The 14,679-nt window shown below is 28.0% G+C and carries 10 protein-coding genes and 1 pseudogene; all 11 read right to left on the reverse strand.

Translation table 11 applies throughout. The annotated features are described in order from the left end of the window. Window positions 1–70: 70 nt before the first annotated feature. A pseudogene (locus tag KGF41_RS17670) lies at window positions 71–364 on the reverse strand (fumarate hydratase C-terminal domain-containing protein); the annotation flags it as partial. Window positions 365–377: 13 nt separating this feature from the next. Then, the gene (locus tag KGF41_RS17675) at window positions 378–1,217 is read right to left on the reverse strand and encodes a fumarate hydratase (RefSeq protein ID WP_227829822.1); all 840 of its coding nucleotides are present in this window, start codon (window positions 1,215–1,217) and stop codon (window positions 378–380) included. A gap of 184 nt (window positions 1,218–1,401) precedes the next feature. Then, a complete protein-coding gene (gene ybaK / locus KGF41_RS17680; RefSeq protein ID WP_227829823.1) occupies window positions 1,402–1,881 on the reverse strand; it encodes a Cys-tRNA(Pro) deacylase in 480 nt (159 codons plus the stop codon). A gap of 120 nt (window positions 1,882–2,001) precedes the next feature. Then, window positions 2,002–2,700: an ABC transporter ATP-binding protein gene (locus tag KGF41_RS17685; RefSeq protein WP_227842966.1), complete on the reverse strand. Its 699-nt coding sequence runs from the start codon at window positions 2,698–2,700 to the stop codon at window positions 2,002–2,004. Further along, the gene (locus KGF41_RS17690; protein WP_227842967.1) at window positions 2,688–3,473 is read right to left on the reverse strand and encodes an ABC transporter permease; all 786 of its coding nucleotides are present in this window, start codon (window positions 3,471–3,473) and stop codon (window positions 2,688–2,690) included. Before KGF41_RS17690 ends, KGF41_RS17685 begins: the two co-directional genes overlap by 13 nt. Next, window positions 3,445–4,440 carry an ABC transporter substrate-binding protein gene (locus KGF41_RS17695; protein WP_227842968.1) on the reverse strand — a complete coding sequence of 332 codons (996 nt, stop codon included), beginning with the start codon at window positions 4,438–4,440 and terminating at the stop codon, window positions 3,445–3,447. The genes KGF41_RS17690 and KGF41_RS17695 overlap by 29 nt, the downstream gene beginning before the upstream one ends. Window positions 4,441–4,555: 115 nt before the next feature. Next, window positions 4,556–6,490, reverse strand: a complete 1,935-nt coding sequence (locus KGF41_RS17700) for a YgiQ family radical SAM protein (RefSeq protein WP_227829827.1) — start codon at window positions 6,488–6,490, stop codon at window positions 4,556–4,558. A 233-nt stretch (window positions 6,491–6,723) separates the two neighbouring features. Continuing rightward, window positions 6,724–10,269, reverse strand: a complete 3,546-nt coding sequence (locus tag KGF41_RS17705) for a diguanylate cyclase domain-containing protein (RefSeq protein WP_227829828.1) — start codon at window positions 10,267–10,269, stop codon at window positions 6,724–6,726. Between the two features lie 719 nt (window positions 10,270–10,988). Further along, the gene (locus KGF41_RS17710) at window positions 10,989–12,239 is read right to left on the reverse strand and encodes a DUF1015 domain-containing protein (RefSeq protein ID WP_227829829.1); all 1,251 of its coding nucleotides are present in this window, start codon (window positions 12,237–12,239) and stop codon (window positions 10,989–10,991) included. A gap of 31 nt (window positions 12,240–12,270) precedes the next feature. Then, complete coding sequence (locus KGF41_RS17715; RefSeq protein WP_227829830.1) at window positions 12,271–13,212, reverse strand: D-2-hydroxyacid dehydrogenase; 942 nt, start codon at window positions 13,210–13,212, stop codon at window positions 12,271–12,273. A 239-nt stretch (window positions 13,213–13,451) separates the two neighbouring features. Continuing rightward, window positions 13,452–14,528, reverse strand: a complete 1,077-nt coding sequence (locus KGF41_RS17720) for a pyridoxal-phosphate-dependent aminotransferase family protein (RefSeq protein WP_227829831.1) — start codon at window positions 14,526–14,528, stop codon at window positions 13,452–13,454. Between the last annotated feature and the right edge of the window lie 151 nt (window positions 14,529–14,679).

Here is a 14,679-nt window from a genome sequence, read left to right on the forward strand (position 1 = left end):
TTTCCCTATATGCTGACTATTTTAGCTACTAACTCATGACTAAAGTCACGAGTGTGCGTAGCTATTTTTTAATCAATCTAAGACCTCTCTCTAAAAGAGGTATAGTTAAATCATCCATTCTATAACTCGTCGTTGGACCTGCTGCTCCTATAACTTCTCCTGGTTTTGTTGGAGTAGGACCTACATAGTATATACCTTGACCATTTACATCGAATGGTAACTCTTCACCTTTATTTATACAATCTATCAATCTTTTATGAGCCGCATCTCTTGCTGTATAAAGTATACCGCTTAGACTAATTGTATCTCCACAATTTAATTTAGCTATATCAATCTCACTTACAGGTGTAGTTATCTTTATCATTTTATTTTTCCTCCTAAATTACTACCTTTTTATGTCTCGATGCATGGCAGTTTATATTTACAACAACAGGAAGACCTGCTATATGTGTAGGAAAAGTCTCTATATTTAAACCTAAAGCTGTTGTAGTTCCTCCTAACCCCTGAGGTCCTATACCCAATTTATTAATAGAGGCTAATAATTCACTTTCTAATTTTGCAATATTTTCATCTTCATTAAATTCACCTAGTTCTCTAAAAAGTGCTTTTTTAGCTATTTGAGCACATTTATCTACCGTTCCACCTATACCAACTCCAATTACCATAGGAGGACATGGATTAGGTCCAGCTTCTGAAACTGTATCAATAATAAATTTTTTAATTCCTTCTAATCCATCTGATGGCTTTAACATCTTCATTTTACTCATATTTTCGCTTCCAAATCCCTTAGCAGCAAACTCTATTTTAATTTTATCACCTTTTACCATTTCATAATGAATAATGGCAGGAGTATTATCCTTTGTATTTATTCTACTAATTGGACTTACAACAGATTTTCTCAAGTATCCTTCCTCGTATCCTTGTCTTACTCCCTCATTTATAGCGTCAGTAATTGTATCTCCTTCAACTAAAACCTCTTGTCCTATCTCAACAAAAAATACAGCCATACCAGTATCTTGGCATATTGGTATATTTTTTTTCTTTGCTATTTCAGCATTTTCAACTAATATATTTAATATGTTTTTTCCAACTTCACTTTTTTCAGTTTTAGCTTTCTCTTTTATACAGCTTAAGACATCATCTCCTAAGTATAAACTAGCTTCTATGCAAAGTTTTTTTACTTGTTCAACAATTTGTTCAGATTTTATCTTTCTCAAGCGAACATCCCTCCATTACTTTATAAAAAATATTCGTAATCATATTTACACTTTACCATCATTTTTAAAATTTCTCAATATTTTTATGTCAATTACATAATAGTAGTTAAATGTTTATTTTTAAGTCATTATTTATTTTATTAATTATATAATTTTTTTGTCATTAATTTTCTATCTACAATACCTATTTTTTTATTAAATCTGCAAACTCTACTTTTATAAGTTTCTGTAAGTCAAGTGGTGATAATTCTATTTGGTATCCTATTTTACCAGCACTTACTATAATTGTATCTAATTGTTTTGCACTTTCATTTAAAAAAGTCTTATAAAGCTTCTTCATCCCTACAGGAGAACAACCACCTCTAATATATCCTGTAAGCTTATTTATATCTTTTACATGAATCATATCCACACTTTTTTCTTTAGCTACTTTTGCAGCTTTTTTTAAGTCTAAACTTTCATGTACTGGTATTACATATACATAAATATTCTTACTAACTCCTTGAGTTACTAGAGTCTTATATACTTCATTTACATCTCTTCCTATATCATGTGCTACCTCAACACCATCTACATGTTCACTTTTGACTTCATAAGATAGTACCTTATAATCAATTTTGTTTGAATCTAAAATTCTCATAGCATTAGTTTTTACTTTAATCATACATTCACTTCCTTTTTATAAAATACGAACATTATCTATATTTTCGAATATTCTGTACTATTTTAATAGAGTATTATAGTTAAAATAATTATATTTTAAAACAACAATATTATTATAACTCTATATTAACTTCAAAACTTCATTTTTTTCCAATTCTCTAGAATTTTTTAGTTCTTTTTTTATTATCATAGGAGAATCTCCTAAAATAAATATATTATCTGCTAAAAATAATGCTTCTTCAATATCATGAGTTACAAATAACACAGTTCTTTTTTCTTTTTTAAGTATATTTTTAAAATTATCAATTATTATTTGTTTATTCTTTGCATCAATTGATTTAAAAGGTTCATCCATTATAATAGTCTTTGATGGATAAATAAAAGCTCTAGCAATGTTTACTCTTTGTCTAATGCCCCCACTAAGCATCTGAGGATAAAATTTTTTATATTTAATAATTCCAACCAAATCTAAATATTCATCACAAATTTTATCTAGTTGAGTTTTACTGTAATATTTATTTACAACTATCTTTATGTTTTCTTCTACAGTTAGCCAATCTATTAGCCTGTCTTCTTGAAATATGTAACTTACCTCTAACTTACTCCCAATTTTATTTGAACTTTCTTTAATATTTAAATTACGAGTATCATTTTCTATAATACCACTTATTATATTTAAGAGAGTAGTTTTCCCACATCCAGACTTCCCAAGTATACAGTTAACATTATCTATGTAAAAATCAATATTAAAATTTTTAAATATAATATGATTATCATATTTTTTATTTATATTCTCAATACTTAACCTTATCTTTTCCATAAAAAAGCTCTCCTTGACAAAAATTTTTGAGCTACTTGTAAAATGGCTGAAATTAAAACTATTATAATTATCCATGCAAATATCCCAGATGTATTAAAATTAATTTTTTCAGTTTGTATCATAGTCCCAATACCATATGTAGGTTGACTATATACCTCTCCTGCTATAGCAACTTTTAAGCTTAGTGAAAATGTCGATACTAATATAGATATAATTTGAAATTTTATAGCTGGTAAATAAATTTTCAATACCTTATCTATAAACCTTATCTTATACACACTTGCCATTTCTAATAAATTCTTATCAATATTCAATATTGCTCCTAAAACACTATCGTATAAGATTGGAAAAACTATAGCAAACCCAACTATAAAAGGTGTACTATCTTTTTCAAACCAAATTAGTGCTAGTACTACTAATATCATCGTTGGTATTGAACGTGCTAGAGCATTAATTGGCTTTAATAAATTTCTAAAAATCCTGCTTAAATATGCTATTATTGACAATATGATAGCAAAAATCAAAGCAAATAAAAAACTAAAAAAACATCTACCTATTGAATAAAGTATGTCTATATAGAAATTAGAATTTAATACGATTTCTTTAATACTATCAAAGACTTGATTTATTGTTGGTAAGAATATATCATTGTTAATTTTTAAAGCAATAATTTGCCACAAAAATAAGAGGATAACACAAGAAAGTGTTACCTCTAATTTGTCTATAAATTGTTCTTTAATTTTCTTATTTTTCAACAAAGTATATTGCTTCATCTGGTACTTTGCCTCCTACCGTCTTATCATCAAAATTAGCTAATTTTTCATAGTAGTTTTTGTAATCATTAATCATATCTTTAACTGGAATGTACTTTAAATTAGCCCTTTTAAGAGCTTTTCCTATTATTTTAGGTTCAGTAGATATCTTTATATTCTCAGAATATTTACCTAATTCCTCAGGATTTTTATTTGCCCAATCTACACTATTTGATAATTGTCCTAAAAAAGAATCTACAAATTCTTTATTGTCTCTTAAAAAATCAGATTTTATAATTAATGTAGATTGAGGATATCCATCTTTTGAACCACTTACTTCTTTCCATGAATCATTTAAACTTTTTATAATTTTTATATCTGGATTCTTGGACATTAAAGTACTAAGTGCAGGTTCTGGAACAATCCCTGTTGTAATTTTTCCTGCAGCCAATAACGGTACTAGTTCACTTGCAGAATTTACATAATTAAAATTTATATCTGCTGGACTTATATCCTTTTGTGATAAAAGACTTCTTATCGTTATATCTGGAGTAAGACCTTTCCCTGTACATCCAACTTCTTTCCCAATTAAATCAGAATAATCCTTTATATCATCTGTTGATACTAAATAAAGCGACCCCATACCTACAGTACCAACTATATTATAACTTGAAGTTTTATTATACGCTATTGCAGCCATATTTGAAGGAACTATAGCTATATCTACATCTTTTTTCATTACTCTAGTAGAAATTGCTTCTGGTGTTTTCTCAATGCTATACATTGTTTCATATCCATCTTTAATTGCTGGATTTTCATTTGCTAATTTAGCTACTGCTACCGCTGGCAATCCATCTGGAACAGCCACCTTTACTTCTTTAACAACTGCTGGTTCTTCTTTTGGCTTTTCATTTTGTCCTTGTGAACACCCCACTAAAAAAATTACACTTAATGCTACTGATAATATTATATAAATATACTTTTTCATCTCGTCCTCCCAAAACTAACTTTTTATAAAATAATTATATTTATTTATATTAATTTCTGTTAATTTATCGAATAATCCTTTTTATTTAAATCTTTTTATTTACCTATGCTTTATTTTAATATTTTTTCTTTCTCTTACTTGGACTTTTTTGTTGTTTTTTATTGTTTCTATTATTTGCATTATGTTTTTTATTTTCAGTAGAAGTCTTAGACTTATTTTTATTAGAATTATTTCTATTAAAATAAGGCTTCTCATCCTTAGGTTTTATTAGACATCGATGTCCAAAACCTATCAAATCCTCTCTTCCAGCTTCAACTAATGCAGAATATACCAAATCATAGTTTCTAGGTGCTCTATACTGTAATAAAGCTCTTTGCATTGCTTTGTCACGTTTTGATTTTGGAACATAAACTGGCTTCATTGTAAGTGGGTCTATTCCTGTATAAAACATTGTAGTTGATAGTGTTCCAGGAGTTGGATAAAAATCTTGAACTTGCTCTGGTTGATAATGAGTATCTCTCAAATATTCAGCTAACTCTATAGCACTATTTAATGTAGACCCTGGATGACTAGACATTAAATATGGTATCAAATATTGTTTTTTACCTAATTCTTCATTTATAGCAAAAAATTTCTGTCTAAACTTATCATAAGTTTTTCCTGCTGGCTTTTGCATATATTCTAAAACTTCTTCTGATATGTGTTCTGGAGCCACCTTCAATTGACCACTTACATGATGTTCTATTAGCTCTCTAAGAAACTTATTATTTTTATCTGCCATTACATAATCATACCTAATACCAGAGCGTACAAACACTTTTTTTATGTTAGGTAATTTTCTTACAGCTCTAAGTAAATGTAGATACTCACTATGGTCTGCATCTAAGTTTTTACATGGTGATGGAGATAAACATTGTCTATTTTTACATGCACCCTTAGTAATTTGTTTGTTACATGCTGGTCTTCTAAAATTAGCTGTTGGCCCTCCAACATCATGTATATATCCTTTAAAATCATTTAATTTTGTTATTCCTACTGCTTCATCAATAATTGATTTCTCACTTCTACTTTGAACAGCTCTTCCTTGATGAAATGTTATTGCACAAAATGAACAACTACCAAAACACCCTCTTGAACTTACTATGCTAAATTTTACTTCTTCTATAGCTGGTATACCACCAGATTTCTCATATACAGGATGATATGTTTTTTGATATGGTAATCCATAAACTTCATCCAATTCTTCTCTATTTAGAGGCTTCTCTGGCTTATTTTGAACTAAATACTTACTTCCATGAGGTTGAACAATTATATTTCCTCTAAATGGGTCTTGTTCATCATATTGAATTTTAAAAGCCTCTACATATTTCATTTTATCTTCACATATTTCTTTATATGAGGGAATCAATATATAGTTATCATATATTTCTTCTAATGTATCTGAAACATAACATGTCCCATCAATATGTCTAATATACTTTGGGTCATATCCATCATTAAGTGCATTAGCTACATCCACAATCTGCTTTTCACTCATTCCATAAACTAATAAGTCTGCTCCACTATCTATCAACATTGACTTTCTAACCTTATCACTCCAATAATCATAATGGGCAAATCTTCTTAGACTAGCTTCAATTCCTCCTATTACTATTGCAACATCGCTATATGCTTCTCTTATTTTATTACAATAGACTATTGTGGCTCTATCTGGTCTATAACCCATTTTTCCACCAGGAGAATACATATCCTTATCTCTATGCTTTTTACTCACTGAATAGTGATTCACCATTGAATCCATATTCCCTGCATTAACCAAAAATCCAAGTCTAGGCTTTCCTAATTTCATAAAATCATCTGTCGTCTTCCAATTTGGTTGTGCTATTATACCTACCTTATATCCAGCATTTTCTAAAACTCTAGATATTATTGCTGTACCAAAACTATGATGGTCTACATATGCATCACCTGTAACCAACACAAAGTCTAGCTCTTCCCATCCTCTATCTATCATATCTTGTTTACTTATTGGTAAAAACCTATTTTCCATATCATCACCTGCTCAATATATATTTAACAAATACTTTCTTAAAATTAAAAGTATCTTTTAATTTTGTTCTTAACGCTTAATTATAACACAAAAAATACTTAAAACCACAACTTAAATAATTTATATGAACGTTTTAGGTTCAATAAATCAAAATTGTGATTTTAAGTAAATCTATAATACAGTAATTTAAACGTTTTATTCAATTAGTTAGGAAATCTTTACAAGAAGCTCATTTAAATATTTGCTTCAAACTCAACACTATTTACTTCACTACCAAATATTAAGCATGCATCTTTACCATCAAACCATTTTAAAGCAGTTGTCGTTATGTTTACATTTACACCAAACTTTCTGTTACGCATAAATGATTTATAAGTATCAGTTCCATCTTTTAAACAGCTCATAGGGCATTTCCTACATTGTTTATTCTGATTGTTCCATAGTGCTTTATAACATAAATCACCTACATGTGTATCTGGGGCTGACTCAAGCATCTTTTTATTGATAAATAACAGTTCATATGTGTTTCTGTCAACAACATAAGCCCATATGTCCATGTTATCCATTACAGACTTTTGAACTTCTAAAGAGTCCTCTAGTTTACTTTGGATACGCATTTTTAATAAAAACATACTGAGCATCTTAGAAATAAATGTCAATGTATCCACTTCATCACTAGTCCACATACGATTATAGGAACATTCATCAAATCCTACAAAACCTCTAAATTCATTACCTTCTAAAATTTTACATTGTAATATTGAACATATCCCTTGTGCTTTAAGCAAATTTTTTAAATCGCTATTGAGATTATCAACATCATTACAATAAAACAATCCATCTGCATTGAAATTTAAAAGATAATTACCTAAATGACCATAGTAAATATTCTTAAGATTCTCAATTTCTGCTGTTATTCCTTCATTACACCATTCAAATGTATTTTTACAGTAGAGGTTATCATCCGAGTTTTCAAATATATAGACACGACTCACATTAAAATGTTTACCCACAATATCAAGAATCAAATTTACAGCCATTTCTATATTATTTGATTCATACAGTATATCAAATATATAATTTGTAATATGCTCCTTAAAAGACCTTTCTATATTGGTATTTTCATCTGTATTTCTTGTATTTGCTATGTATTGTACTTTATCAATTTTTTTATCATACAAGGCATAACGATTCTTTCCTTTACCCTTAGCTGAATAAAGAGCTATGTCTGCATTTCTAAACAACTGCATGTACTCTGTGCCATCTTTTGGAAATCTAGCAATTCCTACACTCAAAGATATTTTATAATTATATCCTTTACCTACAAAAGACCTCTCAAACGTTTTGACCAATTCCTCTGCTTTGTTCATAATGTCTCCTGTTTCAGAAATATCTTTCATAAAAACAATGAACTCATCTCCACCAATTCTTCCTACTATATCAGATGCTCTAAATAAATTTATTAAATCATTTGCAATTTCACTTAATACAGCATCACCATATAAATGACCTAAATTATCATTTATACCTTTAAAGTCATCAATATCAATAATCATTAAAGTCCCTTGTCTGTTTTTATCCAATGTTATATATTCTTCTATAAGTGCTTGTGATGCTTTTTTATTATATAAGCCTGTTAGTGGGTCTTTTTCCGCTCTCTCTTTTAATTTTTCAGCTTCTCGCTTTGATTCATCAATATCAGTTAAACTACCTACAACTTTATAAGGTATTCCATTATCATCAAACAGTGTCGTTGCTTTTATACTAAACCATGCATAAGTAGTATCTCTAACTCTAAGTCTAATCTCACACTCCTCATATTCACTGCCTGATGAAGTAAGCTTGGTTAATGAAATAAACTTATCTATATCATCAGGATATATGTCAACTGATTTGATTATATTTTTAGTTGCATTTTTAGTTATAGGGTCATAGCCAAATTTATTATACCAATTAGGAGAAATACTCATTTGGTCTTTTTCTATATTCCATTCAACTATAATATTTTGTGTCTGCTTTATAATAATCTCATGACGTTCTTCACTCTTTTTAAGCTCTTGTTCTAATAATTTAGCAGAAGTAATATCGACAATTACACTACATAGTACTGAGTTTCCACTTTCATCAACTATTTTTCTTCCTTTTAATAAAATCCATATAATGCTACCATCTCGTTTTTCAACTCTTCGTTCACATGCAAATGTATCATTTACTTTAAGTTGCTTATTTATATCATCAATCATTCCAGCTCTATCATCTTTGAAAATCAGCTTGATTAATTTATTATCTAGTTCATCTTCTAACTGTTTACGTGTGTATCCAATCATATTTAAATAACCTTCATTTAAATATATACTATCAAAATCATCATTTATCTCAGTTATCACTATTCCACCAACAATGCTATCATTGATAGTCTCTATTTCAAACATTTTTGAGTCTAATTCTTCTTGTATTTTCTTGAGTTCTGTTATATCAGTTAAAACGCCCTGTATATATTCATTCCCTTTACTATCTTTTATAGATTTGCTTCTATCTAAAACCCAAATTATACTTCCATCTTTTTTTACAATTCTATATTCAACTTCAATTTTATCCTGTCTTTTTAATTGATTCAAAACAATACTATTAACCTTGTCTACATCTTCTTTATAAATCATATTTTTAAATTTATTTTTAAAAACTATATCTAAATCCTCTTCAGAATAACCTGTAAGTTCCAAAAACCCCTGACTTACATAGGTCATAGTCATATATTTATCTTTCAAGCAGTTTTTAACACCACCTAATATATTATCAGTAAGTGCCTTGAATTTTTCTTTTTCATTTATAATAGTCTTAGTATTGTTATTTATAATATAAGCTATATATACCACAAAAATTAATATAACTAATAATATTTCTAGCGCAAATATATATACATCAAATGAAATATTATCTGACTGAATAGATACTACTTCATTTGGTACAACAGAAAAAATATACCAATCATTAATTCCAAGTGGTTGATAATTTAACATAAATTTCTTATTATCTAAATTATAGTTAGAATATCCAGATTTATTATTTTTCATATTTTCTTTTATAACTTTTAAACAATTTACTTCATCACAATTATCATTATTAAAAAGTTTAAATATACATGATAATATTTTACTATTTTCATTTGAATTTTGAGCAATTACATCTCCATTTTTTTTGGCAATATAAACGTGTGCTTTTTTATCAAATGCATATAACCCCAACAATTCATTTAATTTTGTTGAATCATAAGCTCCACTTAAAACACCTGCTACTTTTCCATCTTTATAAATAGGGGTAGCTAAAACTATTATTTCTTTTTTATCAATAATAGATTTTAAAGATTCTGATATATTTCTTTCACCATTTTTAGCTTTTTTAAAATAATCTCTATCTTTTACATTACTAATGATTCCATCATTAGAATAACTTTTTCCATCTAGTGCAGAAATAGACATTCTAATTAAAGAACTTCGCTTTACTCCAGACTCCATTAAATTAATCATCATCTCATTATTTATATTATCTAAATTTCCCATAAAACTAGCAATAGATTCAAGCATGTCAAATTGACCACTAAGTTTTGTCTTAAGATTAATTATATTATGCTCTGTAAATTCTGACAAATATGTATGTGTAGTCTCTTTCAATGTATTATCCAATTTAAACTTAAACTTAAAAATAGCCCCACAGGTTAAAATAATTATAATAATAAACAAGACACTAATACCTAAAAGTTTTGGCTTTAGTCTGTTCACCCATACTCACATCCTCATTATATATAATATATTATATGTTTATATTATTTAATTCTTCAATAGGAAGTGATTTAAAGAAAAAATAAACCTCTCAACTATAAATCAAATTATTGTTAAGCTATTTTGTAAACCCTTGCACTTATTTATATTATCTCTTCCTATTTTAATACATATTTTATTTCTTCCTATATTAGAATCAAACAACATATATTTAAATTTATCTATAAAATTTTTATTTTACATTCCTTATAATTATATATTAATTAATATATAAAAATTATTCTCTTTTATAATACTTATATTAATAAATTCCTTATAATTCTTTTCATGCTTATAAACACCTCAAACAATTTAACTAAGTATAAGTTTCATACTCATACTTGAAACTTAGTTTCCGAATAATAATTCTAGCCTGTCACTTTAATATCCTTTTATTTTTCCACTTTTGCTCATATAACAATATAGTCTATAATAATAAAAAATAGCTTTCAAGGTTTGTCATAAATACTATCTATACAAATTTCCATTCTAAATTATAACACACAATATTGCTGTATTCCTGTCAAATGTAAATTTTTTCCATATAGAAATCTAAAAAAAAGATAACTTTTTTAGAAAAATTATCTCTTATAATTTACAATTAATATACTATTATTTTTAATAAAAAATTAAAGGCCAAAAAGTAGTAAAGTTTACTTTTTAGCCTTTAACTTTATTAATTATTCATTTATTTCGTGTAAGAATAGTCCACATCTTACCTTAGGTTCAAACCATGTTGACTTAGCTGGCATTATCTTGCCTGCATCTGCTACGCTTATTAAATCCTCAATACTAGTAGGATACATTGCAAACGCTACCTTCATATCTTCATTAACTCTTCTTTCTAATTCCTCAATACCTCTAATTCCACCAATAAAATCGATTCTCTTATCTACTCTAGGGTTTTCAATTCCTAAAATAGCATCAATCACATAATTTTGTAGTATAGAAATATCTAATGAGTCAACTGGGTCTTCTATGTCTAACAAATTCTTATTTGCCTTCATTTTGTACCATTTATCACCTAGATACATCCCGAAAGTTCCTTTTTTGTCAGGTTTATATTTTTCTTTACCTTCCATTTGTTCTATATCAAAATTTTCTTTTATTTTATTTATAAATTCTTCTTCATTTAAACCATTTAAGTCTTTAATAACTCTATTATAATCTAAAACCATTAGATTTTCATCTGGTGCAATCATTGCTATAAAATAATTAAATTCTTCTCTTCCAGTATAGTTTGGATTTTTAGCTCTCATTTCTTTAGCTACATTTTCTGCTGAAGCTGTTCTATGATGACCATCTGCAATATATAAATAATCTAATTTTCCAAATTCATTTACTAAATTGCATATTATATCATCACTATCAATCTTCCACACTGTATGCTCTATCTTGTCATCTGTTACAAAATCATATAAAGGTTCATGATTATCCATAAAATCATTTATCATATCATCTATTAATCTTTGATGTTTGTAAGTTACAAGTATAGTTCCCGTATTAGCATCACAGTATTTTATATGATTAGTTCTATCAACTTCCTTTTCTGGTCTAGTGTACTCATGTTTTTTTATTGTTCCATCTAAACTTTCATCAACTGATATACATGCAACTATACCAACTTGAGCTCTGCCATCCATAACTTGTTTGTATATATATATACAATCTTTTTCATCTTTTACTAGAATTTCTTGTTTTCGAAATTCATCCAAATTTTCTCGTGCTTTTAAATAAACTTTTTCATCATATAAATTTATATTTTCATCTAAATCAATTTCTGATTTATCTATATGCAAAAATGAATATGGATTCCCTTTTGCAATTTCTCTAGCTTCTTCACTATTCATAACATCATAAGGAAGTGCTGCTACTTTATCTACTATATATTTATTTGGTCTAATCGCCTTAAATGGTTTAATCGTTGCCATTACTAAATTCCTCCTAATTGTATAAAATATTTTATAATGCTACCCCTATTAGATTGTTGAAGTCAAGAAAGTAGTCTTGAATCACATTTACAATTTCTTCTCCAATTCTTTCTTGAGCTTCTACTGTAGATGCACCAATATGAGGTGTAGGAGAAACTCTTGGGTGATTTACTAAATCTAGATTTAATGTAGGTTCTTGCTCATAAACATCTATAGCTGCTGCTGATAATTTCCCCTCATCTAATGCTTTTAGTAAATCTTTTTCGTCAACCAAACCTCCTCTTGCACAGTTTATTAAATAAGCTCCATCTTTCATCTTATTTATTTCTTTTTCAGTTATTACTGCCCCCTTATTCTTATCAAAAGGTATGTGTAAAGATAAGAAATCTGCTTTTTGTAAAACTTCTTCCATATCACAGAATCTATATTTGTTAAAGCCTTGCGCTTCACCCATTATATCAGTATATATAACATTCATACCTAATAGTTCTGCCCTCTTTGCAACTTCTTTTGCAATTCTTCCAAAACCTACAAGTCCTAATGTTTTTCCATTAATTTCTGTACCTTTGTATTTTTTCTTCTCCCATTTTCCATCTCTCATAGTTACATTTGCAGTATTTATGAATCTTGCAAGTACAAATAATTGACCTATTGTAAGTTCTGCAACAGATATACTACTTGCATTTGGAGTATTCATAACTTTTATGCCATTAGCTTCTGCATATTTAACATCTATATTGTCTAATCCTACTCCACCTCTTACTATCAATTTTAACTTTTTACCTTCTAATGCTTTGTCTATTACATCCTTAGTAACCTTAGTGGCTGAACGTACTACAAGTACATCAACATCTTTAAGTTTATCTCCTAAAACATCCTTTTCATAAAACTCCTCTATCACATTAAAATCTAACTCTCTCAATTTTCTCGCTGCATCTTTCTCTATTCCATCAGTAATTAATATATTATACATAACAAACGCCTCCAATTATATTCACTTAATTTTTCCAATTTTTATTTTTTAAAGTATTTTCATCACTAAAAAACTTTATTTAATTACACTTTCTATTTATATAATTTTCAAAATATTTTTTATTAAAGTCATATCAAATTTTATTAATATTTGTTAAAAATTTAATATGTAATTTTCATAAAACACATTTTATTTTATATATTTTAAATTTAACTTAAAATACACATAATTTTGTAATATTACTTATTAAAACCTAATATATCATCAATATTATTTAATAATTCTTGTACATCTTCGACAGTATAGTCACCCATATGTGAAATTCTAAAAGTTTTTTCTTTTAAATTGCCATAACCATTTGCTATTTGGAATCCTCGTTCTTGTAATTTTGAATTTAAATTTGATACACTAATACCTTGAGTATTTTCTATAACAGTAAGTGTATTGGATAAGTGATTTTCATTGGTAAAAATTTGGAAGTGTTTTTTAGCCCAGATTCTAACTAAGTTTGCCATGTCTTCATGTCGTTTGAATCTGTTATCTAGGCCTTCATCTAATATATTATCTAATTGGAAATCTAAAGCGAACATGTGAGAAAGAGATGGTGTTGAAGGGTATTGGTAGTTTTTCTTGATTAAGTATTCATACATTTCTAACAAATCAAAATAAACTCCTCTAAAAGGTACTTGCTTAGCTCTATCGATTGCTTTTTGAGAAAATGTGCAAATAGACATTCCTGGTGGTAATCCCAGTGCTTTTTGTAATGATGTTATACAAATATCTATTCCAATCTTATCAACCTCGACTTTTATTCCACCGGCTGAACTTACAGTGTCTACACAGTAGACCACATCTTTATATTTTTTAACAACTTCTCCAATTTCTTCTATTGGATTTCTTATTCCAGTTGAAGTTTCATTGTGAGTTACGGTTATTAAATCATATTCTCCAGTAGAAAGCACCTTATCAACCATTTCTGGTGTTGTTGCCTCTCCTAATTCAACTTTAAATATATCCGCTGGGACATTATTAGCCACTGCCATTTTGTACCATCTATCACCAAAGGATCCACAGGAAAATACTGCTGCCTTTTTGGATGTACAGGAACGAATGGAGCCTTCCATTAAACCAGTTCCGGACGACGTGGATAAAAGTATCGTGTTGTTGGTATAGAATAATTTTTGCATTTTTTCACTTATACTTTTTTGAAGTATAGATGCATCTTTCCCTCTATGCCCTATCATTGGTGTAGCCATCTTTTCCAAGACTTCTGCTCTAACATCAATAGGACCAGGAATAAATAATTTCTTACTCATTATAATTCCCTCCTTTTTTAGTTTGTAATATGGATAGTGTGTTTACTGTCCTTATTTTTAATATCTATAATATCAAGCTAAATTAAGTATGTCAACATAAAAATTATTTTTTATATATAATTTATTTTCTATATTTTGTGAAACCATCCAT

Source organism: Clostridioides sp. ZZV14-6150, assembly GCF_020657875.1.
Classification (GTDB): Bacteria; Bacillota; Clostridia; order Peptostreptococcales; family Peptostreptococcaceae; genus Clostridioides.